This is a genomic window from Aeromonas sp. QDB23, assembly GCF_027707745.1.
Classification (GTDB): domain Bacteria; phylum Pseudomonadota; class Gammaproteobacteria; order Enterobacterales; family Aeromonadaceae; genus Aeromonas; species Aeromonas allosaccharophila.
Window position 1 is genome coordinate 1 of the sequence record NZ_JAPCJA010000060.1, and the last position, 25,438, is coordinate 25,438.

General features: G+C 58.2%; 23 protein-coding genes and 2 pseudogenes. 12 read left to right on the plus strand and 13 right to left on the minus strand.

Annotated elements, in window-relative coordinates:
* Window positions 1-138: 138 nt before the first annotated feature.
* Entirely contained in the window at window positions 139-519 is a 381-nt protein-coding gene (gene grcA / locus PG888_RS19515; RefSeq protein WP_042061318.1) for an autonomous glycyl radical cofactor GrcA, read from the minus strand.
* Between the two features lie 368 nt (window positions 520-887).
* Between grcA and PG888_RS19520 the strand changes: the two genes are divergently transcribed.
* From PG888_RS19520 to PG888_RS19535, 4 genes are all read left to right on the plus strand, one after another.
* Window positions 888-1,628: a substrate-binding periplasmic protein gene (locus tag PG888_RS19520; RefSeq protein ID WP_182938013.1), complete on the plus strand. Its 741-nt coding sequence runs from the start codon at window positions 888-890 to the stop codon at window positions 1,626-1,628.
* Window positions 1,629-1,697: 69 nt separating this feature from the next.
* Window positions 1,698-2,375 (plus strand): uracil-DNA glycosylase, encoded by a 678-nt coding sequence (gene ung / locus PG888_RS19525; RefSeq protein ID WP_182938012.1) that lies wholly within the window; start codon window positions 1,698-1,700, stop codon window positions 2,373-2,375.
* Between the two features lie 70 nt (window positions 2,376-2,445).
* On the plus strand, window positions 2,446-2,997 hold the full coding sequence (locus PG888_RS19530) for a hemerythrin domain-containing protein (RefSeq protein WP_042658179.1): 552 nt from the start codon (window positions 2,446-2,448) through the stop codon (window positions 2,995-2,997).
* A gap of 176 nt (window positions 2,998-3,173) precedes the next feature.
* The gene (locus PG888_RS19535) at window positions 3,174-4,451 is read left to right on the plus strand and encodes an IS4 family transposase (protein WP_182938011.1); all 1,278 of its coding nucleotides are present in this window, start codon (window positions 3,174-3,176) and stop codon (window positions 4,449-4,451) included.
* Between the two features lie 44 nt (window positions 4,452-4,495).
* On the opposite strand, the pseudogene PG888_RS19540 reads toward PG888_RS19535, so the two are convergent.
* Window positions 4,496-4,719 (minus strand): annotated as a pseudogene (locus PG888_RS19540) (hypothetical protein); the annotation flags it as partial.
* 500 nt (window positions 4,720-5,219) lie between these two features.
* On the opposite strand from PG888_RS19540, the gene PG888_RS19545 reads away from it, so the two are divergent.
* Genes PG888_RS19545 through PG888_RS19555 form a run of 3 tightly spaced genes read left to right on the plus strand, consistent with a single transcriptional unit; the run spans window position 5,220 to window position 9,474 of the window.
* Entirely contained in the window at window positions 5,220-6,785 is a 1,566-nt protein-coding gene (locus PG888_RS19545) for an OmpA family protein (protein WP_182938010.1), read from the plus strand.
* 11 nt (window positions 6,786-6,796) lie between these two features.
* Window positions 6,797-8,641, plus strand: a complete 1,845-nt coding sequence (locus tag PG888_RS19550; RefSeq protein ID WP_042658177.1) for a hypothetical protein — start codon at window positions 6,797-6,799, stop codon at window positions 8,639-8,641.
* Complete coding sequence (locus PG888_RS19555) at window positions 8,641-9,474, plus strand: hypothetical protein (protein ID WP_197970776.1); 834 nt, start codon at window positions 8,641-8,643, stop codon at window positions 9,472-9,474. The genes PG888_RS19550 and PG888_RS19555 overlap by 1 nt, the downstream gene beginning before the upstream one ends.
* Window positions 9,475-9,653: 179 nt before the next feature.
* Here PG888_RS19555 and PG888_RS19560 read toward each other — a convergent pair whose 3' ends face one another.
* Window positions 9,654-10,910, minus strand: coding sequence for an adenylosuccinate synthetase (locus PG888_RS19560; protein ID WP_270694080.1), 1,257 nt, complete (start codon window positions 10,908-10,910; stop codon window positions 9,654-9,656).
* A gap of 171 nt (window positions 10,911-11,081) precedes the next feature.
* Between PG888_RS19560 and PG888_RS19565 the strand changes: the two genes are divergently transcribed.
* Window positions 11,082-11,996, plus strand: a complete 915-nt coding sequence (locus PG888_RS19565) for a LysR family transcriptional regulator (RefSeq protein WP_042061332.1) — start codon at window positions 11,082-11,084, stop codon at window positions 11,994-11,996.
* A 124-nt stretch (window positions 11,997-12,120) separates the two neighbouring features.
* Here the strand turns inward: PG888_RS19565 and PG888_RS19570 are convergent, their stop codons facing one another.
* Together PG888_RS19570 and PG888_RS19575 are read right to left on the minus strand one after the other, a co-directional pair.
* Window positions 12,121-13,530: a TAXI family TRAP transporter solute-binding subunit gene (locus PG888_RS19570; protein ID WP_270694078.1), complete on the minus strand. Its 1,410-nt coding sequence runs from the start codon at window positions 13,528-13,530 to the stop codon at window positions 12,121-12,123.
* Between the two features lie 81 nt (window positions 13,531-13,611).
* Complete coding sequence (locus PG888_RS19575) at window positions 13,612-14,757, minus strand: MalY/PatB family protein (RefSeq protein ID WP_182938008.1); 1,146 nt, start codon at window positions 14,755-14,757, stop codon at window positions 13,612-13,614.
* Window positions 14,758-14,939: 182 nt separating this feature from the next.
* Here PG888_RS19575 and PG888_RS19580 point away from each other — a divergent pair, with 182 nt between their 5' ends.
* Entirely contained in the window at window positions 14,940-16,112 is a 1,173-nt protein-coding gene (locus PG888_RS19580; RefSeq protein ID WP_042061338.1) for an MFS transporter, read from the plus strand.
* Window positions 16,113-16,128: 16 nt separating this feature from the next.
* Here the strand turns inward: PG888_RS19580 and PG888_RS19585 are convergent, their stop codons facing one another.
* The 3 genes from PG888_RS19585 to PG888_RS19595 form a co-directional block, all read right to left on the minus strand.
* Window positions 16,129-17,043, minus strand: coding sequence for a LysR family transcriptional regulator (locus PG888_RS19585; protein ID WP_182938007.1), 915 nt, complete (start codon window positions 17,041-17,043; stop codon window positions 16,129-16,131).
* A gap of 105 nt (window positions 17,044-17,148) precedes the next feature.
* Window positions 17,149-17,904: a YciK family oxidoreductase gene (locus PG888_RS19590; protein WP_139708722.1), complete on the minus strand. Its 756-nt coding sequence runs from the start codon at window positions 17,902-17,904 to the stop codon at window positions 17,149-17,151.
* 11 nt (window positions 17,905-17,915) lie between these two features.
* Complete coding sequence (locus PG888_RS19595; RefSeq protein ID WP_182938006.1) at window positions 17,916-18,113, minus strand: hypothetical protein; 198 nt, start codon at window positions 18,111-18,113, stop codon at window positions 17,916-17,918.
* Between the two features lie 13 nt (window positions 18,114-18,126).
* Between PG888_RS19595 and sohB the strand changes: the two genes are divergently transcribed.
* A complete protein-coding gene (sohB, locus tag PG888_RS19600) occupies window positions 18,127-19,134 on the plus strand; it encodes a protease SohB (RefSeq protein WP_182938005.1) in 1,008 nt (335 codons plus the stop codon).
* A gap of 189 nt (window positions 19,135-19,323) precedes the next feature.
* A complete protein-coding gene (locus PG888_RS19605) occupies window positions 19,324-20,547 on the plus strand; it encodes an MFS transporter (protein WP_182938004.1) in 1,224 nt (407 codons plus the stop codon).
* A gap of 16 nt (window positions 20,548-20,563) precedes the next feature.
* Here PG888_RS19605 and PG888_RS19610 read toward each other — a convergent pair whose 3' ends face one another.
* Together PG888_RS19610 and PG888_RS19615 are read right to left on the minus strand one after the other, a co-directional pair.
* Complete coding sequence (locus PG888_RS19610; RefSeq protein ID WP_182938003.1) at window positions 20,564-21,646, minus strand: protoglobin domain-containing protein; 1,083 nt, start codon at window positions 21,644-21,646, stop codon at window positions 20,564-20,566.
* A 176-nt stretch (window positions 21,647-21,822) separates the two neighbouring features.
* Window positions 21,823-22,176, minus strand: a complete 354-nt coding sequence (locus PG888_RS19615) for a DsrE/DsrF/TusD sulfur relay family protein (RefSeq protein ID WP_005334901.1) — start codon at window positions 22,174-22,176, stop codon at window positions 21,823-21,825.
* 158 nt (window positions 22,177-22,334) lie between these two features.
* Between PG888_RS19615 and PG888_RS19620 the strand changes: the two genes are divergently transcribed.
* On the plus strand, window positions 22,335-22,727 hold the full coding sequence (locus tag PG888_RS19620; RefSeq protein ID WP_182938002.1) for a DUF1090 domain-containing protein: 393 nt from the start codon (window positions 22,335-22,337) through the stop codon (window positions 22,725-22,727).
* 75 nt (window positions 22,728-22,802) lie between these two features.
* Here PG888_RS19620 and PG888_RS19625 read toward each other — a convergent pair.
* The 3 genes and pseudogenes from PG888_RS19625 to trhP all read right to left on the minus strand — a co-directional run.
* Window positions 22,803-22,886, minus strand: a pseudogene (locus tag PG888_RS19625) (YfhL family 4Fe-4S dicluster ferredoxin); the annotation flags it as partial.
* A gap of 132 nt (window positions 22,887-23,018) precedes the next feature.
* Window positions 23,019-23,267 carry a YfhL family 4Fe-4S dicluster ferredoxin gene (locus tag PG888_RS19630; protein ID WP_042658166.1) on the minus strand — a complete coding sequence of 83 codons (249 nt, stop codon included), beginning with the start codon at window positions 23,265-23,267 and terminating at the stop codon, window positions 23,019-23,021.
* Window position 23,268: 1 nt separating this feature from the next.
* Window positions 23,269-24,630, minus strand: coding sequence for a prephenate-dependent tRNA uridine(34) hydroxylase TrhP (gene trhP / locus PG888_RS19635; protein ID WP_042658165.1), 1,362 nt, complete (start codon window positions 24,628-24,630; stop codon window positions 23,269-23,271).
* Window positions 24,631-25,438: the final 808 nt, after the last annotated feature.

Sequence of the window (25,438 nt, forward strand, 5' to 3'; positions counted from 1 at the left end):
CTGGAAGTGGACAGGGTTTAAGCACAGTTTCCCCCCGCACGGCCGCGTTGGCTGGTGCGGGGGCAATAAAAAAACGGCCAATCGGCCGTTTTTTTGTGCTGATACCGCAAGTATCAGCTCTTCACTGCAGGGCGCTGATTACAGGCTCTGGGTGAAAGTACGGGTAACCACGTCACGCTGCTGTTCCGGGGTCAGGGCGTTGAAACGCACTGCGTAACCAGATACACGGATGGTCAGCTGCGGGTACTTCTCCGGGTTTTCGATAGCATCTTCCAGAGTTTCGCGACGCAGCACGTTGACGTTCAGGTGCTGGCCACCTTCAACAGCAGGCTCAGCCTGAACCGGCAGTTCGCGGTATTCGAACTGACCCAGGTCAGCCAGTTGCACTTCTTGATCGGCAGCGAAAGTATCGCCTTTGGCGCAGATGCAGCGAGCCTGTTGCTTCTCTTCGTCCAGCAGCCAGAAAGAGTTCAGCAGAGCGGTGTTGGCGGCCTGGGTGATTTGAATGCCTTTGATCATGGTATGACTCCTCAATGGGAACGCGAATCCAACTGTAAGGAAATTACCCTGATGTATTTAAGCTACCGTCGTTGGCGATGACTTAAAGGGCCCTTGCCTTACACCTTTTCTTTGATGGGGTCATATATACCACGGTGGTAATATTACCAAAATTGATCTAGATCAAGAAAATCCGACAAAGTGCCATTTAAATGGGATTAAATTCTTGAGTTGAATCAAAAATAGGTCATTTTTCTGATTTTGTAAGATATCCAGATTATGCATCTTTTGTCTCGCTAATCTAGTAATTTAACTACATCTTTTTAGCTTTTTTCTTAGGTTAATTGAGGGGTTGGCTACACTCAGCAAAAAAACGAGGAGAGTGCCGGGTGAATAATGGGTGGCGAAAGTGGGCATGGCTCGCCCTGTTTTGTTGCTGGGCAAGCAGTAGTGCGGTGCGGGCCGAGACGGTGCGTATTGCCGTGGGCGAGTGGCCGCCCTATATCAGTGAGTCGTTGCCCAATCAGGGCTTTCTCTGTGAGGTGGTGCGCCAAGCCTTCGCCGAAGAGGGGCTCGATGTCAGCTTTCACTTCTATTCCTGGGCCGAGGCTTACCAGCTGACCCTGGAGGGGCGCTATGTGGTCACCATGCCCTGGTTTCGCTCCCGCGAACGGGAACAGCTTTTCTATCTCTCCGACTCGCTCGGCCATTTCACCACCCGCCTGATGACGCTGACCGGTACGCCCGCGGTCAATCTGGGTGAGTTGCAACACCAGCCGGTCGGGGTGACCCGTGGTTACTTCTATGGCGATGGCTTTGCCGCCCGCCAAGCCGGGCTCACCCTCGAGTGGTCAGATTCCGATGAGGAGAGCATGGGCAAGCTGCTCGACGGGCGAGTCCACTATCTGGTGATGGATGAGCAGGTGGCACAGACCCTGTTCCAGCAGGCGCTCGTCCGTCATCCCCAATCGCTGTCACTGACCGGCGCCGCCGACCCCATCTGGTCGCAACCGGGATACCTGTTGATGCGCAAGGCTGATCCCGAGGCGCGCCGTCTGATGCTGCTGTTCAATACCGGGCTGCGCAAGCTGGAGCGCTCTGGGCGTCTGGCCGAACTGTGGAAACCATGAGCCACGGTTGCGTCTTGCGGGCTGGCCCCCTATCCTGAGCCCTTCGCCGTATCAAGTGAGGAGGCCGGGGTGCTGACCTGGAGTGATGTGATTGGCTCTGAGAAAGAGCAGGACTATTTCAAGAGTACGCTGGCAACTGTCAGAGCCGAGCGTGAAGCGGGCAAGGTGATCTACCCGCCAGCCACCGATGTGTTCAATGCCTTCAAGCTGACCGAGCTGGATCAGGTCAAGGTGGTGATCCTGGGCCAGGACCCCTACCACGGCCCCAATCAGGCGCACGGTCTCTGTTTCTCCGTTCTACCCGGCGTACGTACGCCCCCCTCACTGGTCAACATCTATAAAGAGATGCAGCGGGATCTGCCAGGTTTCGTCACACCCAATCACGGCTTTCTCGAATCCTGGGCCAAACAGGGCGCCCTGCTGCTCAACACAGTGCTGACGGTGCAGGCCGGTCAGGCTCACTCTCACGCCCATCTGGGATGGGAGACCTTTACCGATCGGGTCATCGAGCAGATCAATGCCAGTTGTCAGGGCGTGGTCTTCCTGCTGTGGGGCGCCCACGCCCAGAAGAAGGGGCGTTTTATCGACCGCCAGCGCCACTATGTGCTGACCGCGCCGCACCCGAGCCCCCTCTCTGCCCACCGCGGTTTCATCGGTTGTGGTCACTTTACCGAGACCAATCGCTTGCTGGAACAACAGGGCAAGAGTCCGATAGAGTGGAAATCTGTCTGCATTCCACTTGATTGAGTGCAAAGTTCAGGCGACAAATGACCGTATACTCAGGGACATAACATTAATTCAGAGCCAAGGAGTGCCCATGTTATCCAGTCTGCACAAGGACCATCTCAACATCGCCCGACTCTTGGAGCTGCTCAAGCACAAGCTGGCAGCCATCCGTGCCGAAGAGCCCATCAGCTATTTTCTGGTGCGCGATGTCATCGACTACCTGCGGGAGGTCTCCGACAAGTACCACCATCCCAAGGAAGACCTCATCTATGACTACTACCTGAAATATCGGGTGGTGGAAGGGGAGGTCGCCAACCGTCTGCAGGAGGAGCACGTCAAGCTGCTGGAGGCCGGGGCCGATCTCAAGGAGATGGTGGAGATGATCCTGATGGATGCGGTGATCCCCCTCGATCAGTTCACCACCAAGCTGGAGCGCTTCGTCGAGTTGCAAGAGGCGCACATGAACTACGAAGAGGGGGTGATCTTCCCCCATCTGCGTGACTCCCTGACCGAGGATGACTGGCGTCAACTGGAGCAAAACTGGCAGAACCGCGCCATTGGCGACCCCCTGTTCGGCGCCGAGGTGAGCCAGCACTTTCAGGCGCTGGCCAAACGCCTCTCTTTGCCGCTTACGACCGGATAAGAGCCGTACCTGCAGCGCAGCGGGTATGGTGTGAGTGCAACTTGAATGAAAACAGAAAGGCCTCCATCCGGCTGTCTCTTATACAAAAATCCCCAAGCATCGCTTGGGGATTTTTTTTGAACTTCTCTCCCATTCTGTGATCTGAACCTTTCATCGCTCTCTTTCCTGGTTCTAACATGCCCTTCACTCAACCGGCGCACTGGGCGCAGGCACAGTTTGGTCACGCCAACCTCAACGACCCAAGACGCACCAGAAGGTTGGTCGCTCTCGTCACCGCCCTTGCTCACCAACCAGGAGATTGCGTGTCACACCTTCCCCTCTCACCTGCTGATATGGAAGGTGGGTGCGGCTTCATTCGCAGCCCGCATGTCAGTGCCGAGGCCATTGCCAACGCCGGCTTTGCCGTCACCGCCGCCCATGCCAGAGACCATTCCCTCTTGTTGGCACTGGAAGACACCACGGCCCTTACCTTCAATCATGCCAGCGTCAAAGACCAGCTGGGCCACACCAACCAGGGCAGCAGTCGCGCCCTGCTGGCTCACTCCGTGCTGCTGTTCGCGCCGCACGAGCGCAAGGTGGTGGGCTTGGCCGCCCAGCAAATCTGGACCCGCGATGTCAGCAAGCGAGAGCAGAGTCGACAACACGCCACCCGTCCCTATCAGGAGAAAGAGAGCTACAAATGGGAGCAAACCGCCAAAACACTTGCCGCCCGGCTTGGCAGCACCCTGGCCAACGTTATCTCGGTCTGTGACCGGGAAGCGGATATCTACGAATACCTGCACTACAAGCAGAAACATACCCAGCGCTTCGTGGTGCGCTCGATGCAAAGCCGCTGTATCAACGAGCACGACAACAAGCTCTACGACTATGCCAGGCAGTGCCAATCTGCGGGCACCCGGGTGGTCAAGATACCCCAGCGAGGTGGCAGAAAAGCCAGAGAGGCCGTGCTCGATATCAAGTTTGCCAGGGTCACCCTGAAGGCCCCGGCCAACAAGCGTAGGGAGCCTGATATCCCGCTCTACTACGAGCGACGCTGGCTCATCGAGGATTATCACAAGGTCTGGAAGAGTGCGGGCACCCGGGTCGAGGCGCTGAGGATGCAGAGTCGGGAGAACCTGACGCGTATGAGCGTCATCCTGGCCTTTATCGCGGTGCGGTTGCTGCAGTTGCGATTTATCAAAGAGGAGCCTGCCGCGCAGGGAGAAAGCTGCAAAGGAGTGCTGGGCACAAAGAGCTGGCAGCTGCTGTGGTTGAAGATGGAGAAGAGGGCCCTGCCAAATGAAGCCCCCGATATAGCGTGGGCGTACAAGAGCCTGGCGATACTGGGGTGCTGGAAGGACACCAAGCGCACGGGGCGAGCCTCGATAGCGGTGTTATGGGAGGGCTGGTTTAGGTTACAGACCCTCCTTGAAGGCTATGAACTGGCGCTGTCTCTTGAGCATCAACAGTTGTGATCAAGAGACAGCCATCCGGAGGCCTTTTGCATTATGAAGCAGGCTTACGCCTGTGGTTTCAGGAAGTTGCGATAGAGCATATATAGAGGTGGGCAGAGCTCCAGCTGAAGTTGCTGGCTCCTTGCATGGCGCCGGTCTCCGGGTTGTAGTTTTCACGGATGGGGCCGCTGCCCGCCAACCTTCCGGTGTTGTTGAACTGTAGTGGTCTAATCACCTCGCGCACCCGCGCTGCTGTCTCCTTGTCGGCGACTTCTGCCCAGCGCGGGCTCACCCTTCGCTATCTATACAATAAGGCTGCATTGCATTTTCGCTTGAGGCACAATATGGGCTGCAATATTAATTGTTTGACTCAATCAGAGTCTCTTTTTTATTGAGGTTTCTCTCAATGGTAAAACGATTGGATATCTGAATAAGAGAGCCTGTCTGCCGCTGAAATATTCCCGAGGAAAAACAGTGTTGCCTAGGGGAATAGCCTAAAAAATTCAAATAAAAATAACTGGTTGTCCATTGAGCAATCTGAGCGTATTTCGACCACGCATAGTGTGATGATGTTTTTTGTCCAACTCAATGTTAAGAGCAGTCCCGATGCGATTCCTGATGCGTAGGTATCCATAATGGAATCGTTTATCAAGGTTTCACTGAGAGCGTTGTTAACTGGCTCGCGGTGATTTGAGGGACTGGCAATAAATCTTGCTATTCAGGTAAACATAACAAAAAAAGGGATAAGTCATGATTAGGATGCCTCTAGATAGGCCAACGGTGCTGGCGATGGCCATAACCTTGTCGGTGACAGGGTGTGCAACCATCGATAAGCAAGTTGCCGAGAGTGATAGTTGGGTAAGCTGTGCCGGTGGTGGCCTGCTAGGCGCTCTTGCTGGCGCGGCGATTGGTGCCACTCAAGGTGGTAGCGACAAGGTGCTCATTGGGGCTGTCGCCGGTGCTGCGGTGGGTTGTGGTGGCGGCCTTTGGTACAAAGACCGAGTTGATAGGTTACAAAAAATAGCCAAGGAAGAAGGCTTAAAAATGCAGGTGCGTGAACTGCAAGTGGCTGCCGCCCAAGAGCAGCAGAAACAGAAGGATAAACCGACAGCAGTGGGACTTGAAGCATCTATAGAGTATGCCGAGATGTTTCCGGTAGGTTCTGCCAACCTGACCCCAGAAGGTCACCGGAAAATGACCCGTGTGGCGCAAGAGTTTGCCAGCAAACGGGAAGATCAGTCTAAGCTCCCTGAGAATCAACGTAGAAAGGTGTTGGTGGTCGGCCATACCGATTCTGCTGGCGCGGCTCAGTTCAATCAGCGCCTCTCTGAGGAACGAGCTCGGGCCATGGGCCAGATACTGGCTGCAGCCGGGGTGCCTCGTAGCGATATCTACTACCAGGGGGCCGGCTCTTCCCGACCGATTGCCAGCAACGACAGCGAAGATGGTAGGGCACAAAACCGCAGAGTCGAGTTGGTCGAGGTGCAAAATGAGGCCTTGCTGGTCAAGCGTGTGAGTGAGGAACGTGCCAGTCCCAAATATTTAGCTCATGGCACTGGCACTGGCTCTGCGAGCAAGGTCGCATTGGCTGCCACTACCACAGCTGTGACCCCAAAGACTGTGAAGACTGAAACAATACCCGCTAGGTCTGCTAACACAGCCGAGTCGATGACTACTGCTGCAGCCACCCTCAAGGATAAGCCGGTCTCTCAGCCGAAGTCGGGTGACGTTCTCTCCCCCTCATTGACCGCCAGTGAATCTGTAGCGATCAAACTGGCCGGCAAGGGAACCATCGACTTTGGTGGCCATTTGGTTACCGACAGTTCCTCAGCGCTGACCGGCAGCATTGCGCCCAAAACCCCCACCTTCTCCATTATCACTCCAGCTTACGCCAGTGCACCTATCAGTTCTTGCATAGGGGACATGCCCCGTGTCGAGGGCCAGGTTAAGAACCTGGCGAATGGCCAACCGCTAGCGGAACATTCTACCGAAGAATACTTCCCGGGCCTCAATGGCAAGCCATGGGTTGCAGCCGTGAATGGTCATGTGGCCTCGGTGGGGCCGGTAGCAGTACTGCGTGACGAAGCGAAAGTGGCTAAGCAGCCCGCCATGCAGTTCATCCCGGATTACAAAAAATCCAAAAAGCAGACCGCCAAGATTGAATCGGTCGCCAATACATACGAAGGGGAGACTCAAATCCTCTATCGGGTGTTTGCCGTCAATCAGGCTGCTTCGCCAGTGTCGTGTATGGATGTTGTGTTTGACAAACGATCTGGTGCCGCGGTTGCGGGCGAAATTTACTATCCGAAGCAGGGGGATGCCTACGTGGCCCAATACCTGCCTAAGCGTCGCTAAGGACTCCAAAAATGATACAAGACATCGTTCATGCCCTGTCGGGTGCTTGGCACATCATCAGTCTGGTGATCGGCTTGATGGTTGCGGTCGTGACCGCCATCGTTTATTGGTACGAAGTGAAATACTGGCACATGGAGATGCGGCTCCGGATGCCGTGGTTTGGCCGCATCGCGGCCTGGGTAAAAAACCCGGGCGAAAATGAGAAAGCATCCGAGGACAACCCCAATGCGGTAGGTTTCAACCCTGGTGAGAAAGGTGTGTGTGGTGCATATGACACCTTCTACAAGATGTATCAGCCCTCTGAAGAGAACTTCAAACGCAACCTCGATTATCTGGGAAAAGCTGACGAGGCGGATCGGTCGGAAAAGGGTTTAGGGATCTGGTTGTTGATGATCGTCCTGATGGTGATAGAGGCATCTGCCTTTGGCTATGCGTTGGCACCGTTTGCCCTTACCATGGCGACCCCCAACACAGCGATTGTTGGCGCTTTCTTCCTAGGTTTGGTTATCTCAATTATTGCCTTGGCTCTATCCGAGTTTGCTGGCCGTCAACTCTACCGCAATGGGGTCGTGAACAAGATCCTCTCCTACGAGTCGATCCGTGATGGCGCAGATATGACCAAGACTCTCAACGCCACCATCGACAATACCTATGACGACAATGGCGCTAAACCCTTCCAGCAATTGCTGAACCGGATCAATGTGCCAATCGATAAATACGGGCAGCCGCAGCGCCGATTCTCGATCATTGCCGGGTACGGGATCTTTATCATAGGGCTGGCAGTCGCCGCGTTCTGGGTTCGAACCGAAACCCTGAACCAGCAGGAAGCATTGCTGGTCGAGAATCCGACAGCAGTCATCCAGAATGCTGATGATTTCCCGGTTGCATCTGGTGAGGGTGAAATTCCCCTGCCATCCGATATGGCGGAGTTGTCCGCCAGTTCCAGTCAGAAGTCCGCGCAAGACCAGATTGATGCTATCCATCGAGCTTCGCTGGTGACCTTTGCTGTGTTATCTGGGTTGTTTGTTTTTATTCAGTTTACTTCGACTTTCCTTGCGTTTAGGCACAGCTTTGCTGGGACGTACTCTCGTGGGGCTTGGGAGATGACTCATAAGTACAACAGTGCCTCCGAGTTTGTAAGACACCATAAGATCAAAGCTGCCGCTATTGCCCAAGACGCTCAATCCTCCCTGGCGAAGTTGCAGTCGTTGCAGGACAAGGTGTTCAGAGTGAGCGGTAAGACAAAGGACGACCTGAGTCATAACAAAGACAGTCGCACTTTCTTGCGCTACGTGGAAGAGCAGGAGACCATCGATCATATCAAGAAAAACCGTGAGATCGGCAAGCAAAGTACCGATGTGGTCACCGACTACGTAGTCAAGACCATCAATGACTTGAAGGAGGCGATAGCTGCGAAAGACAACGAGAGAATTTGGTCGATCACTGATGTTGCTGGGCCCCGGTTTGCCGCGATCAACAATCCTGCGTTGATGGCTCAAAAGGCGACGTTCAATGAACTGGTGGCTGTCTTTGGTGCGAGACCGAACGTGGCACAGCCACAAGCTGTTGCCCAATCCTATCAACCGGTCACGCTTGCAGCCACATCAGTACCATCAGTCGAATCGGTAGCTCCAGTAGCACCAGTAGCTGAAATGGCAGAGGTGACCCAGACCATCGTAGCGCCACAGGTGTATTCCGAGGGTGAAAGTGTGGCAGGCTTCGATCCTCATGCTTGGGGCGATCTGACTCAGTTTGAAGCTGACGACATGGACTATGTTGCCAAGAAGAAGGGCGTATCTGTGGACGACCTTAAACGAGCACGTCGATTGCAAATGCTCGACAAAGTGGAGGCGTGATGAAACCACGGATCCTTTTGACATTGATGTTGATGCTTTCGGCGACAGTGATGGCAGCAGAGCGCAACGACCTGAGCAGTTGCTATCAACAGGCTAGGATTACCGAATTCAAGCCTGCGCCCTCGGGTCGTATGTTGTCGGTTGTGGTGGATCAGACCACGCCGCTCACACCGGATCTGCAGCGTACCGCCTGGGATCATATCAAGCGATTCCTGCAGCCGGGCGATCAGTTGCGTCTGTACTCCTTCTCCGCCTATTTGGAAGGTCACTACATGCAGCTGAAATATGCAGGGCTGCTAGATAAAGGGCTTGACCCATCGCAATTGGGTGATGTTCCGATGATGAACGCCAAAAAGCTCGATCAATGTCTAGCCTCCCAACCCCAAGCTATGTTGCAACAATTTGGTAAGCAGTTCGTGCAAACAATGGGCAAATCCTCGACAGATATCCCGCGTAGCGAGATCCTGTTTAGCCTCAAGGCGGTGGGTGACGATATCCGAGCGGCTGATGGCGTGAAGGAAAACATCATTTTGCTGATGTCTGACATGCTGGAATACAGCGACTTTGGTAGCTTCTATCAAGCCAAAGGGATCCGTGATATTTCCCCAGCAGTGGAGCTAGCCAAGGTCGAAAAGGCTAATCTGGTCGCTGACTTCAACGGTGCCAGGGTCTATGTGCATGGGGCGGCCTTTGTGCCAACCGATACAAAGAACGGCTATCGAAGTGGCAAGATGATCCAGAATCTAGAATCCTTCTGGAGTCAATATTTCCAACGTTCAAACGGCCAGCTCATCGCATTTGGGCATCCAGAGCTCACAGTCTCTGTGCAGTAACGCAGCGCTAAGCTGGTTGGGGTAAGAACACCATCATAGTTAATGCCAGTCAGTTAAATCTGACTGGCATTATTTTTACTTACTTCTTTTCACTGTGCTGAATTAACTCGCGGCATGAGCCAAACAAAAAAACCGGCATCAAGGATGCCGGTTTTTTGTTTGACGATGAGAAGTGCGGCTTAGCGCAGGATCATCTCGTCACGGCCCGGGCCGACGGAAACCATCGGAACCGGTACGCCGAGCAGCGCTTCGATACGCAGCACGTACTGCTGGGCAGCGCGCGGCAGCTCTTCGAAGGTGCGGCAACCGGTGATGTCTTCGCTCCAGCTTTCCATCTGCTCGTAAACCGGCTTCAGGGCAGCGGTTTGTGGCCAAATCGGGTTCTCGGTGTGGGCACCTTCGTAAGCGACGCAGATCTTCAGATCCGGCAGACCGGTCAGGCAGTCCAGCTTGGTCAGGGCCACTTCGGTGGCGGCTTGCAGTTCGACACCGTTCTTGGTGGCGACAGCGTCGAAGTAACCGACATCACGGGGACGGCCGGTGGTGGCACCGAACTCGTTGGTGATCTTGCGGAACTCGTCCTGGTTCTCCATGGCGGTCAGCAGGGTGCCGGTACCGACAGAGGAGCTGAATGCCTTGGCCACAGCGATGACGCGCTCCGGACGCAGTGCCGGCAGACCGCCACCGATACCGGCGTAGGCGCCAGATACGTGGGAGGAGGTCACCCAGGGGTATTCACCGTAGATCAGGTCACGGCCAGCACCCAGCTGCGCTTCGAACAGCAGGGTCTTGCCTTCAGCCTGCAGCGCTTTGAGCGGCATGCTGACGTTACACACGGCGTCGATCCAGGGTGCAGAGACTTCCAGCAGCCAGTCGGTCATCTCCTGGGCAGTCTGGGTGAATTCGAAGGAGGGGTAGATAGCCTTCATCTGCGGCAGTTTCCAGTCCAGCATGAACTGGATGCGCTCGACCAGCACTTCCGGCTGTTTCAGCCAGCCGACCAGGATCGCTTTCTTCATCACGCGATCACCGTAGGCAGGGGCGATGCCCTGACGCGTGGAGCCATAGGCGCCGTCACCCAGACGTTGCTCTTCCAGGGTATCTTCCAGTGCGTGCAGCGGCAGGCAGAGGGTGGCGCGGTCAGAGATGGCCAGCTTCGGAGTCACGCCGGAGGCTTTGACTTCATCGAGCTCGACGGTCAGTTTCTCGGGGCTGATCACCATGCCCGGGCCGAGGACAACCAGGCAATCCGGGTTGAATACGCCACTCGGAACCTGGTGCAGCTTGAAGGTGCCAAGGTCGTTGACCACGGTGTGGCCAGCGTTGTTGCCGCCCTGGAAGCGAATGCTGGCGCCAGCTTGACCTGCCAGATAATCAACGATGCGGCCTTTGCCTTCATCACCCCAGTTAGCACCTACGACTACGATAGACGACATGACTCTTTCTCCTAAGACGTTAGGCGTCCATCCTAGGAGCCTGATGCGGATTAGAAAAATTAATTATCTTTATAATTCCGATAAGAGAATCATATAATTGTGACCAATTAAGCGGCAAACCGCCCAAATTTGCCGGGCAAGCCCCGCACATCGCGGGTTGAGGGACTCTTTATGCTGGACATTCACTGGCTGCAAACCTTTGTTACCCTGGCCAGATTGCAACATTTTGGTCAGACCGCCACCGAGCTGCACATGACCCAGCCCAATGTCAGCCTGCATATCAAGCGGCTGGAGCAGGCGACCCGGGTGAGGCTGATCGAGCGCAGTCCGTTTCGCCTGACGCAGGCGGGGGAGCGGCTGCTGCAAAGCGCCGAGCGCACCATCGCCGAGTTGCAGCTCTGCCAGTCCGATCTCAATGCCCTCAACCAGCTGAGTCAGGGGACGCTGGCCATCGCCGCCAGCGACATCATCTCCCGCCTGCTGCTGATCCAGCCGTTTCAGCGCTTCAAGCGGGAGTTTCCCGGCATCGACCTCACTCTGTTCAACACCACTTCGGATCAGGCGGCCGAGCTGGTCAAGGCGGGCAAGGCGGATCTGGGCTTCGTGATGGCGCAAAAGCGCAGCGAACCGCTCTTCTATACCGAGCTGCAACAGGTGACCTGGTGCGCGCTGGGTCATGGCCTCGCCCGTTGGCAGGCGCGGGCGGTGGCGGGAGAGAGCGACCCGCTTGACGAGCCGACCCTGATCCTGCTCGGTCACGACACCCGTACCCGGGCGCTGATCGACCCGTCCTTGCCGCTGCTGGCCTTGCCCCCCTGTCGCATCATGGAGGTAGGCAGCGTGGACGCTCAGCTCGATTGGGCCGAGGCGGGGTTTGGTGTCGCCATCGTGCCGGACTTCTCCCTGCATCCGCGCCTCAACCTCACCGCGCCGGTCACCAGCCTCAGCGACTTTCCCGGTACCAGTCTGGGCTACGTGGTGCGCCAGAATCAGGTGTTGTCGCGGGCCATTAAGCAGCTGCTGCACTGGGTGGAGGAGGAGATCCAGAAGCCCAACCCCTATCTGACCCGGGGAGTGGAGCCGTAGCGGTACGGCAAGGTGGGCAGGCCAATCAGGGTGACTGCGCCGCCATCAATTGCGTCACTATCGAACGCGCGTAAACAATCAGGGCAGCCGAGGCTGCCCTGATGTATTTGTTGGCACTGACCACTCAGGGCTGCAACGGCGTGGCTGCGCTGGCGGCAGGAGAGGAGAACATGTCTACCTTATCCTGCGGTTGGGTTTCGCCAGTCGCCGCGCTACTGGCAGGCTGGGTTGCCTGCTCTTGCGGCGCAGTGGCCGCAGAGGTGCTTTGTGGCAACTGAGTCGACACGGCAGCCGATGCTGATGGAACCGTTGACGCTGCGGCAGAGGGGGCCACGCTCTCACCCTCGGTGGTCGGCGTGGCAGTGAGCTCGGGGGTGACCTCGAGGGCCTCTTCGGGCAAGGGATTAACCTCTGTGGCTTCTGTTGCCACTGGGGCACTGCTGGTGGCGGTCGTGTCGGAGGGCGCCTCAATGGGCGCAGTCGTCCCGTCGGCGGCACTCACCTGCTCTGCCGTTGGTGCCGCCTCTGAGGTTGATGGCTCCGGCGCCAACTGTTCCGCGGTTAACTGCTCGGGGGTCAGTGACAAGGGGGCTGGCGGCTGATCCGACATCCCCGCATGGAGGGGCAGCTCGGTTTGCGCCTGCAACTGCTCGGGGGTCACCTTGCTCAGGGCCGGATGCAACCGGCTGAACTGCTTGATCCGGGCCAGCAGGGTATCGCGCACGGTACGAACGATGGGATCCGGCAGGCTGGCCAGCGCCACCAGTTCGGCACTCATCCCGATATTGTTGATGGAGGCCGTCTGCCCCGGATAGAGGTTGGCGGCGATGCGGCTGCGCTGGTAGTAGGGGTGTTGCTTGAGTAGCTTGTCGATCTGCTCCCCTTCGATGGGGATCAGGCGTACCTTGCAGCGGCTGATCAGGTCGCCGACCGCCAGACTGGGGTGCCCGGCTACCACAAAGGCGGCATCCAGCGAGCCATCGCACAGTCCTTCCAGCGGTTCGCTATTCGATTTGAGCTGATAGGCGACAAACTGCCCGGGTTGCCATCCCATGGCCGCCATCAGGGCCTGGCTGGTGATCTGTTCACCGGCGCCGCTGTTGCCCGGATAGACCCGTTTCCCCTCGATATCCGCCAGAGTGGTGATGCCGCTGTCGGGGGCGGCCAGCAGGGTCAGCGACTCCTGATAGAGGCGAAACAGGCTGCGCAGCTCATGGTTGGCTCCCTGCCCGCTGAAGGGGCCGGTGCCGTGCAGTGCGTGGTGCAACACATCGGACTGCACCAGCGCCAGCTGTACTTCCCCCTTGCCGAGCGCCTTGAGGTTGGCCATCGAGCCACGGGTGCTCTGCACGGTGCAGCTGTCCCCATGCAGGGCATGGCCAGCATTGAGCACCCGGCAGATGGCGCCACCGGTCGGGTAGTAGACCCCATTGAGCGGGCCCGTTCCTATGGTCAGCGCCTGGCTGCCAAAGGGGAGCAGCGCAGAGAGTGCACAGAGGGGGAGCAGAAGGTGATGCAAGATCCGTAGCGACATAATTGACCGTTGACTGAGTTGACCGCGGGCTGATGACACCGGGTAAAAGGGATGGGGCTTGCCCATCCCGTTGCTGGCTGATTAAGGCTTGCTGTGGTTGAGGATTGCTCGCTCCATCCGCGCCAGCGCGTCGGTCAGTCGTGCCCTGGTGCAGCCGAAGTTGAGCCGCACAAACTGGCCGTCGCCAAACTGGGCGCCGGGGGAGAGACCGACGCCGGCCTGCTCGAAGAAGGCGATGGGATCGGCAAGGCCAAGGGCGCTCACATCGATCCAGGCCAGATACGTCGCCTGATGGCTGGCCAGCTTGACGCCCGGCCAGCGAGCCACCGCCTGCTGGATCTGGGCCAGATTGGCCGCCAGATAGTCGATCTGCTCGGTCAGCCACTGTTCGCCACCCTCATAGGCCGCTTCGGCGGCGACAAAACCCAGCAGGTTGACGTCGGCGCTGATGCCACGCATCGCCTGCTGCAACCGGAAGCGCAGACGGGCGTTGGGGATGATGGCGAAGGAGCAGCACAGACCGGCGATATTGAAGGTCTTGCTCGGGGCCATCATCACCGCGCAGCGCTCGGCCGCCTCCGGACTGATGGCGCCGTAGGGAATGTGGCGGGCGTCTTTATCCAGCAGCAGATCGCAGTGGATTTCATCGGAGCAGATCACCAGATTGTGGCGCGCGGCGATGGCATCGATGGCCAGCAGCTCGTCACGGGTAAAGATGGTGCCGCCCGGGTTGTGGGGGTTGCAGAGCAGCAGCAGATCCGCGGCGGGAGCCTGACGCTCCAGCTCTGCCAGATCCAGCACCCAGCGACCGGCTTCTTCTACCATGGGGACGGTGAGCAGGGGCCGATCATTGAAGCCCGGCGCCTGCAGGAAGGGGTAGTAGACCGGCTTGGGAGTGATGATGCCGCGGCCATGCTGGCTCCACGCCTTGCAGGCGAGGTTGAGCCCGGGCACCACGCCCGGCAGGAATACCAGCCATTCGGGCTCGATAGCCCAGCCATAGCGGGCAGCCATCCGTTCGATAATGAGTTCGATCAGGCGCGGCGAGGGGCGTGAATAGCCGAAAATGCCGTGGGCGACCCGTTTGGTCAACGCCTCTATCACGGACGGGGGGGAGACAAAGTCGGTATCGGCAACCCACATGGGCAGCACATCCTGACCCTTGTACTTGTCCCATTTCAGGCTCATGGTGCCACTGCGGTCTACTTCCTGATCAAAATCAAACATGCGAACTCCTTGTGCTGGCAGGATGGGCTTTCACTCTACGGGGTCGCGGCTTCCCTCGCAAGGCGCACACCTGCTTATGCCATCCTTGAGCCTGCTCTTGATAATGACATAAGATAAGCGCCGAATTTTCATACGGCAGCCGAGCGTTGGCCCGTATCGTCCTTCCAATCAGTGGTAACCCTATGAGCTTGTCGATAGCGGCGGTCAAACGCCCGGACCCCGTCTCTCTTTCGTTTCTTGCCGTGACCTTTATGACCGGCGTCGCGGTGGCATTGCAGGTGCCTACCTTAAGCCTGTTTCTGGCCGAGGAGGTGCAGGTGCGCCCCTTTCTGGTCGGGCTCTTCTATACCATCAATGCGGTAGTGGGCATTCTGGTCAGCCAGTGGCTGGGCCACCGCTCCGATAACAAGGGGGATCGCAAGCGACTGATCCTGCGCTGCTGTTTTGCCGGGGTGGCGCTCTCCCTGCTGTTTGCCTGGAACCGCAACTACTGGCTGCTGGCGAGTCTGGGGGTCATGCTGGCGGCGCTGGCGGCCACGGCCAGTCCCCAGTTGTTTGCGTTGGCGCGGGAGTATTCCGACAGCCGCAACCAGCGGGCTGACATGTTCAGCTCGGTGATGCGGGCCCAATTTTCGCTGGCCTGGGTCATAGGCCCGCCTATCGCCTTCGCGCTGGCCATCGGCTACGGCTTCGAGCTGATGTACCTGGCCTCGGCACTGGCCTACCTGCTCTGCGCCCTGGTGGTGTGGCGTTGGCTGCCCTCCTTGCCGCTGCCCAAGATGGATGAAGATATCGAGCGGGTCAGCAGCTGGCGGGATCCGGCGGTGCGGGCGCTGTTTATCGCCTCCACCCTGATGTGGACCTGCAACAGCATGTACCTCATCAATATGCCGCTCTACATCACCCGCGAGCTGGGGTTGGAGGAGAAACTGGCAGGTATCTTGATGGGCACGGCCGCGGCGTTGGAGATCCCCTTCATGCTGCTGGCGGGTTACTACACGGCCCGCTTTGGCAAGCGCCCCATGATGTTGCTGGCGGTGCTGGCCGGTGCGGCCTTTTACACCGGTCTGGTGACCCTCACCGATCAATACGCGCTGATCGCCTTGCAGCTGTTCAACGCCATTTTCATCGGTATCGTGGCTGGGATCGGCATGTCCTATTTTCAGGATCTGATGCCGGGGCGGGCCGGGGTGGCGACTACCCTGTTTGCCAACAGTATCCGCACCGGCTCCATCATGGCGGGGGCTATCGCCGGTGTGGTGGCAGAGGTGTGGAGTTTCCACGGGGTCTTTATGGTGGCGCTGGGATTAGCACTGGCGGCGCTGGCTGCCTGCTGGCGGGTGCCCAACGTCTGACGGGGTGATCTGGCTGTTATTTGCCGTGCTGGGGCTGGGTGTGCGAGAGCGGCGATGATTCGCCCTGATACTCGTTGCGCAGGCAGCGCAGCAGCAGCTCTGTCGCGGGGCCGAGGGCCTCGGGGGAGAGGGTCAGCAGGTAGGTGTAGAGGTGGCGCTCGTTGCCGCTCTCAAGATCCAGCTGTATGAGTGAACCTTCCGCCAGCTCCCGCTCCACCAGATGGCGCGGCAGCCAGGCATAGCCGAGGCCAAGGCGCAGCATGGCGAGCACTTCATGGTAGTGGGTAGCCTTCCAGCCGGTGTCATCCGCATCGTTCCAGTCCACCGAGCGGTGAATGGGGGGATGGAGGCTGATCTGGTTGTAGCCGATCAGCACATCGCTGCGGATGGGCCCCTCCTCCTGTGCCAGCGGATGGCTGGCGGCGCAGAGGGGCAGCAGGCATACCTCGTCCAGCAACAGGCCGGTGCGATCGCCGGGCAGGTGCTCGGAGAGCATCAGATCCCCCGGTTGCAAGGCGTTGAAGTGGCAGTGAATGCGTTCGTGCAGGTTGACCCGGCAACCCCGGCTGCGGGGATAGAAGCTGGCCAGCGCCCGATAGAGGCGATCCCTTGGCTGCAACGCCGAGACATAGAGGTTGATCTGCGGCTCCCATTGCCGCTCCAGGTTGTTGGCCAGATTCTCCAGCTCCTCCACCTGCTGGCTCAACTGACGGGCCCGCTTGAGGAATATTTCGCCCGCCGGGGTCAGTACCGCCTTGCGGCCGCGCACCTCCAGCAAGGGCACACCCAGACTCTGCTGTAACTTCGCAACCGCATGATTGAGGGAGGACTGGCTCTTGTTCAGCGCCTCGGCCGCCTGGGCGTAGCCGCCGCAGTCGACTACCGCCTGAAAGATCCGCCATTGCTCAAACGTGCTCTTGGGACGAAACATAGTTCAACCTGATTGGAGATAGGATGGTCAGGGGCTTCTACAGGGAGCCTGTGCTCCCTATTCAATTTAACCCCTGCCGCACAACACTCTGGGTATTTTATTGATTTATTTGGGCTGAGCCACAAAGGTTTGGCCGGTTTTGCCGCGGCTGTCCGACCCCATCAGGTAGAGGTAGAGAGGCATCAGGTCGGCCGGGGTCTTGAGGTTCATGGGATCTTCCGCCGGGAAGGCGCTGGCGCGCATCTTGGTGCGGGTGCCGCCCGGATTGAGGGTATTGACCCGCACACCGGTGTTCTCCAGCTCGTCGGCCAGCACTTCCATCATCCCCTCGATGGCGAATTTGGAGATGGCATAGGTGCCCCAGTAGGCGCGCCCTTTGCGTCCCACGCTGGAGGAGGTGTAGACGATGGAGGCTTCGCCCTGCGTCTTGGCGGTCTGGCGCAGCAGCGGCAGCAGCGCCTGGGTCAGCAGGAATTCCGATTTGACGTTGACCTGCATCACCTCGTCCCACTCCTTCTCCTGAATGTGTTCAAACGGAGAGAGGGTGCCGAGCAGACCGGCGTTGAACAGCACGCCGTCGAGGCGGCCAAACTGCTGGGCGAAGGTTTCTGCCATGCCGCGGTAGTGGGCAGCGGTGGCCCCTTTCAGATCCACCGGCACGATGGCGGGCAGCGGATAACCGGCGGCCTCAATCTGGTCATACACGGCTTCGAGTTTGGCGCTGGTGCGGCCGAGCAGGATCACGGTGGCACCGTGGGCGGCATAGGTGAGGGCGGCTTCGCGGCCGATCCCGTCGCCGGCACCGGTGACCAGAATGACTTTATCCTTGAGCAGATCGCGGGGTGCCTGATAATCGAGCATGACAACTCCTGTTAACAAATTCCGGCCATAAGTGCATGGCAATCGGCGCCAAGTGTACTGATCCGCGCGCCCGTTTGACCAGCCAGCGGCAAGAAAAATGTGAAGAAAATAGAGAGGTTGTGATGCTTGGGTTGGTTTTTCCAGGCTCTGGCTGCGATTTTTTGCGCGCCTTCGCCAAACTCCCTAGAATGTGACGAAAACCGATCCATTGTGGAGTCCATCGTGACATTTCTGACCGAATATGGCCTGTTTCTGGCCAAGACAGTGACCTTCCTGCTGGCCATCGGCGCCATCATTCTGATGATCGTCAGCACTCGCCAGCCGAAAGCGCGCAAGGGCGAGCTGGTGGTGACCGATCTCTCGAGCGAGCTGGAGCAGGGGCAGTTTGCGCTCAAGAGCGCACTCGCCAGCAAGGCCGAGCGCAAGGTGCTGGAAAAGCAGCAGAAAGAGGAGCAGAAAAAGCGCGCCAAGGCGGGTGATGAGCGCAGTCGCCTGTTCGTGCTCGATTTCAACGGCAGCATGGATGCCAAAGAGGTGGCCTCCCTGCGCGAGGAGGTGAGCGCGGTGATCGGCGTGGCCCAGCCCGGCGACGAGGTACTGCTGCGGCTCGAATCCGGTGGCGGCGTGGTGCATGGCTATGGCTTGGCTGCTTCCCAGTTGCAGCGTCTGCGGGATAAGGACATCACACTGACCGTGGCTATCGACAAAGTGGCGGCGAGCGGTGGCTACATGATGGCCTGCGTGGCGGACAAGATCCTGGCTGCCCCCTTTGCCATCGTTGGCTCCATCGGGGTGATCGCCCAGTTGCCGAACTTCAACAAGTTGCTGAAAAAGCACGATATCGATTTCGAGATGCACACCGCCGGTCAGTACAAGCGCACCATCACCATGTTCGGCGAAAACGACGATCTGGGGCGCGAGAAGTTTCGCGAGGAGCTGGCGGCGATCCACGAGCGCTTCAAGGCCTTTGTGGCCGAGCACCGCCCGCAACTCGATATCGATCGGGTCACGACCGGTGAGCACTGGCTGGCGAGTCAGGCCAAGGGGCTGGGGCTGGTGGATACCCTCTGCACCAGCGATGACTACCTGTTGGCGCAGGCCAGCCACCACAAGGTGGTCGGCATCAGCTATCGCAAGCCAAAAAGTCTGACCCAGAAGCTGGGACAGCAGGGCGCTCAGGCGCTGGAAGCCGGTCTGGGGCGTCTGTGGCAGCAGAGCCCCTGGCGCTAAGCCTGGCCCTCTGGCGTTAGCCCGAGGGAAGTCCCGTGATAAAAAGGCCAGCCGGTGCCTACCGGCTGGCCTTTTTGCATCCGGTAGCACCTTGATGGTGAGCGAGCGTTGTTTCTATTGAAGCCCTCTGTTACAACAGAAGGCTTCCCCTTAGTTATTGTTGGCCCCATCGGGCCCCGGAGCTGGCCGATGCCGTGGCGCACCTTGAGGCAATTTACCCCGCTGGTCTGGATCGTCATTCTTGGCACCTTCATGGTGCGCACCAGCTACTACATGGTGTGGCCCTTCCTCTCCATTTTGCTCTATCTAGAGTATGACCTGTCGGCCACCTTCATCGGCCTGTTGCTGGGTGGCTCGATGGCCCTCTCCACTCTGGTGAGTTTCTACGGCGGCTGGCTCTCTGATCGCTTCGGGCGGCGCAGCATACTGCTGGCCGGTTGTCTGGTGGCGATGCTCTGTTTCGGTCTGCTCGGTTTTTCGCACGAGGTGTTCTGGCTCGGGATCGGGGTGATGGGCAGCGGCCTCTCCTCGGGACTCATCGATGCCCCCGGTAAGGCGCTGATGGCCGACAGTCTGGCCTCGGCCAAGGCGCGGGAGTTGGCACTGCACCTGCGCTATTTTCTGCTCAACCTCGGGGCCGCGCTGGGGCCGCTGCTCGGGGTGACTCTCGGGATCAACGCCCAGCAGGAGACCTTCCTGTTTCTGGTGGTGAACTATCTGCTGCTGGCACTGGCCTTTGGCTGGGGATTTCGCCGGGCTGGCAGCACAGGCAAGTCGGGGGCGACTGGCCCCGGACTGCGAGATGCCATCAAGGTGTTGCTGGCGGATCGCGCCTTCCTGCTGCTGGTGATGGCCAATCTCCTGATGGTGCTGGTCTACTCCCAGTTTCACTCGCCGCTGGTGCAATACCTGACCCGGGCCGGTATGCCGCAGGTGGCCGAGCTGGTTGCCCTGCTGGTGGCGACCAATGCCCTGACCGTGGTGCTGCTGCAATTTCCGCTGCTTCGGCTGCTCTCACACTGGCCGGTGCGGGTACGGCTTCATATCGGCATGGCGCTCTTTCTGGCGGCCCAGCTGCTCTTCGCACTGGGAGACCCGACGGTACGCAGCCACTGGTTTGGCGCCGTGCTGCTGCTCAGTATCGGCGAGACCATCCTGTTCCCCTTGCTCAACGTGCTGATCGATCAGATGGCCCCGGCTCATCTCAAGGGGAGCTACTTTGGTGCCAGCGCACTGGCCGGGTTGGGAGGGGCCGCCGGCGCGCTGCTGGGAGGCTGGATCCTCGAACAGTGGAGCGGCCAGCTGCTCTATGTGCTGATGGCGCTGCTCTGCGTGGCAATTTTTGCGCTCTATGAGTGGGGGGCCAGGGTGTCCCGTCCCGCTTCGCTCCCCGCTGCAACGAAGCGAGGCTGACAGCCAGCCCCTGGGATCAGTGGGTGCTGCCCGGGGTAATCTCCTTGAGCGCCTTCTTGGCCGCGTACATTCGCTCGTCGGCCAGCCGGATCAGGTTGAGCCCGTCATCGTAGTGATCCGGCCCGGTCTGGGCGATACCAATACTGAGGGTGAGATCCTCCAGCTGACCCTTGATGGCCTGAGTCAGTCGTTTGAGATAGATATCCCTGGCCTGACTTTCGCTGCAGTTGGGCAGGATCAGACAGAACTCATCCCCGCCATAGCGAAAGCAGCTATCTTCGGCACGAAAGACCTGACGGATGCAGTGGCCGACGATCCGCAGGATCTCGTCGCCGCGTTGATGTCCTTCGGTGTCATTGATCTGTTTGAAGTTATCGATATCGAGATAGGCGATGGCCATGGGTTCGGCACGGCGCTGACAGGTGCGCAGGGTCAGCAACAGCAGTTCGTTAAGGTGGCGAACGTTGAGCAATCCGGTCAGGGCATCGGTGCGGTTCAGCTCCTCCAGTTGTCTGGTTCGTTCGCGCACCTTCTGCTCCAGACTCTTGGCATAGCTCTCCGATTTCTCTCTGGAGGACTCTATTTCCGACACCAGACTGCGAATATAGGTCTCGAACACTAGGGTGATGTCGAACAGAAAGAGTTTGTCCAGCGCGGCCAGCATGACGAGGCGCTCCGGTTCATCGCGGATCTGCTCGAAAATATCCTCGATCAGCAGGGCCTTAAGGGTGTTGATGGCGGCCAGATAGAGTTTGGGCTCGACCCCGATCCGCTTGTGAACCAGCCCGATCCGCAGCCGGTTGTTGACGTACTCCAGATCGTAATGACCGCTGAAGAGATCGAGCACGTAACGCCGTTGTGCGGTGCGCAATCGGGTGAGGGTATCGGCATCGCCGATCAGCAGGGCGATTTCGGTGATGGCCGTCTGCTGCTGGTAGAAGCGATCGACCAGGGCATCGATCCGTGGATCTATTTTGCCGCAATAGCTCGCCAGCAGCGCCACATCCTGCTCGCTGAGCAGCAGCAACTCCTTGCGATGGGCAATCTCGAATTCGGTGATGCGCATCTGCTCAAGCAGGGTCTGTTCGGTCGGATTCATCGTCGTCCTCTGTCCATGACTGGGCCATTACTCTGTCCGTGAAGCGGTGCAGGGCAAGCTGAATGGGCAACTGACATTGTAGTCATTTAGGCGCGAGGGAGCGAAATGACCCCCACTTTGCCTGACGTGAGATGCTCAGTGGCACAAGTGGGGGAGTGCAGGGCAAGCAGAGACGATCAGAAGGTCAGTACCTTGTCGGCGGCCAGGGTCCACTGGGCCAGCATCGGCAGGGTGCCGACCTCAATGCCCTCGATCAGTGGCAGGGCGGTGATGCCACGGGCATCGGTGCAGGTCTTGCACAGGCGAATAGTGACGCCCTGAGCCAGCAGGATCTCCAGCATCTGGCGCAGGTTGTACCCTTCAGCCGGTGCCTGACCGGCCAGCGCCGCGCTCACCGCATCAGACATCAGGAACAGCTTCAGGCTGGCACCACCCTGCTCGTTGAGGGCGATAGCGAGACGCAGTGCGTTGAACAGGGATTCGCTGCCGTAGGGGGCGCCGTTGGCAATCACCACAATTTGTTGATTCATAAGAGACTCCTGATCCTAAAAGGCGTCATTGTAGAACCAATAAGGTGATGATTGCGTGATGTCGCACAACTTCTGTCGCACCTTTTCCCTGCTTGCTTGACCCGTTGGCGAAACACGGTTCTTATGATCAGTTCGCAAACATGACCGGGTAAATCAAGATGTGGAAAAGTGTAGGAATAGGGTTGCTGCTGTTGGCGGGTCAGGCCTATGGCAGTGAAGCGGTCGGTTGCAAGGCGCGTCTGCAGGCCGTCAACGACCAGCTGGTGTTTGCCAAAGCACACAACAATGCCGGGCAGATTGCCGGGCTGGAGCAGGCCGCGCGCAATATCAAGGCCAACTGCACCGATGAGGGGCTGCTCAAGGAGCAGAAAGAGCGGGTTCACAAGCTGCGTGGCGAGGTGGACGAGCGTCTGCTCGAGTTGCAGGAGGCAAGAGTGAGTGGCAAGCCGGAGAAAATTGCCAAGCAACAGGCCAAGCTGGAGGAGTCCCAGACCAGGATGCTGGAGGCCCAGCGCGAGTTGGAGCAGCTGAGCCGGCTGGTCGGCAAGTGATGACCAGCTACTGAACGCCGGATCAAAAAAGGCCGATTGCTCGGCCTTTTTTTCGTTTTACGGTCTGTGCATCAGCTATTGCCTGTGCATCCGCACAAACTTCTCCATCAGCTGATCTTCGGTCTCCACATGGGCGGGATCCCGGAAGATGCAGTCCATGTAGAGCAGATGCTGATGCCGGAGTTACTGCCTGTGCATCCGGACGAACTTTTCCATCAGCTGATCGTTGGTTTCCACATGGGCGTGATCCCGGAAGATGCAGTTCATGTAGAGCAGACGCTGATGCCGGAGTTACTGCCGGTGCATCCGCACGAACTTTTCCATCAGCTGATCTTCGGTCTCCACATGCGCGGGATCCCAGATGATGCAGTCGATAGGGCAGACGCTGATACAGGTCGGCTTCTCATAGTGACCGACGCACTCGGTGCAGCGACTGGGGTCGATCTCGTAGATCTCATCCCCCAGGCTGATGGCCTGGTTGGGGCACTCGGGATCGCACATGTCACAGTTGATGCACTTGTCGGTGATGAGCAGTGCCATCTCAGGCCGCCGAGTGGGGCTGACGGGTATCCTGACGCTCGCCCAGATTGCGCAGCAGGATGCCGTAGTTGATGTCCACTTCCTTCGGTACTGGCACATAGACCACGTGGCCGTTGCCCGGTGCAGTGTCGATCAGCTCGCCCTTGCGGTTCTGCATCTGCTCCAGATTGAAGCTGAGGTTGCCCTGCGGGGTCATCAGCTCCAGGCTGTTGCCCACCAGGAACTTGTTCTTCACCTCGACTTCCACCATGTCACCGTTGCGGCCGGTGATCTCGCCGACAAACTGCTGGGTGTCGGAGACGGAGTAGCCGTAGTCGTAGTTCTGGTATTCGCTGTGGTTGTGACGGCGCAGGAAGCCCTCGGTGTAGCCGCGGTGGGCCAGATTCTCGAGGGTGCCCATCAGGCTGCGATCGAACGGACGACCCGCCACTGCATCGTCAATGGCCTTGCGATAGACCTGAGCGGTACGGGCGCAATAGTAGAAGGATTTGGTGCGGCCTTCGATTTTCAGCGAGTGAACGCCCATCTTGGTCAATCGCTCGACGTGCTCGACCGCGCGCAAGTCCTTGGAGTTCATGATGTAGGTGCCGTGTTCGTCTTCAAACGCGCTCATGTACTCGCCCGGGCGGTTGGACTCTTCCAGCAGCACCAGCGCATCGGTCGGTTTGCCCAGGCCCAGGGTGTTGTCCGGACGCACGGCGATGGGCTCCTGACGGTGGACGATCTGGCCTACGTCATCTTCTTTACCCTCGTGCACCTTGTACTCCCAGCGGCAGGAGTTGGTGCAGGTGCCCTGGTTGGGGTCACGCTTGTTGATGTAACCGGAGAGCAGGCAGCGGCCGGAGTAAGCCATGCACAGGGCGCCGTGGACGAACACTTCCAGCTCCATCTCCGGCACCTGCATGCGGATCTCTTCGATCTCGTCCAGCGACAGCTCACGGGAGAGGATGGCGCGGGTCAGGCCCATTTGATGCCAAAACTTCACCGTGGCCCAGTTGACCGCGTTGGCCTGCACCGAGAGGTGAATGGGCATATCCGGGAAGGCTTCACGCATCATCATGATAAGACCGGGGTCGGACATGATCAGCGCATCCGGCTTCATCTCCACCACAGGGCGCATGTCGCGGATAAAGGTCTTGAGCTTGGAGTTGTGGGGCTGGATGTTGGCTACCACATAGAACTGCTTGCCGAGGGCATGGGCTTCGTTGATGCCGAGCTGCAGGTTCTCGTGATCGAATTCGTTGTTGCGCACCCGCAGGCTGTAGCGGGGTTGACCGGCATAGACGGCATCGGCGCCATAGGCGTAGGCGTAACGCATGTTCTTGAGGGAACCTGCGGGGGAGAGCAATTCTGGTTTAAACATGGCGGACTCTTTATATCTGATTGCAAATCAGGAAGGCACTACCTAATAGCGCCGAATAATCAATGACTTACATTGATTTTTTTGGTGTGTATAGTCGTGTATAGTTGGGATCTCCCAACACCCTAATATTTTACCACCAAACCCAGCTGCCAGCCACGCACACAGCTTGGCTGAGTTGATTTCGGATGCATCCGTGCTAGCAGAGCGGTAGGTCGCAACATATGACTTGTGTCGAACTCATCCGGAGCTTGCTAGAAGGGAACTACTAGCTGATGCGAGATCAACAGACACTATTGGCCTCATGGGCTGGGTCATTTTTGTTTTTTGCGGACTATGAGTTGAACGGAAATGTGGTAACGACAGGTAGTTATGGACAACAATAGAGATACACTAATGTCATTTTCTTGGATGTGGCCCTATGCAGCGTAAGCTGCAATCATCAAAGCCGTCGCGTATACGAAATGGCCAAGCCACTTTCGATATCACTCCCTCTTTAGATGATATCTGGCACTCCTTCCCCGCCCGACGCCCAGCGTCAGACAGCCATGAACGAAATCGTTAAAGTAATTTATGGGTACACAGGAGATATTCAGCGGAGATGTATATGTCACGAAAAATGGAGTTTCGAAGCTGTTCATCATGACTGCGGAGTATCACGCACATGAGCGGGCACTACATCAGCATGCTAGGGAAGGTGCGAACAAGTCCCTGATATGAGATCATGTTTGTCATCTGGAGCCATGGAACAGGGTTCATCATGAGTCATCAACTTACCTTCGCCGACAGTGAATTCAGCAGTAAGCGCCGT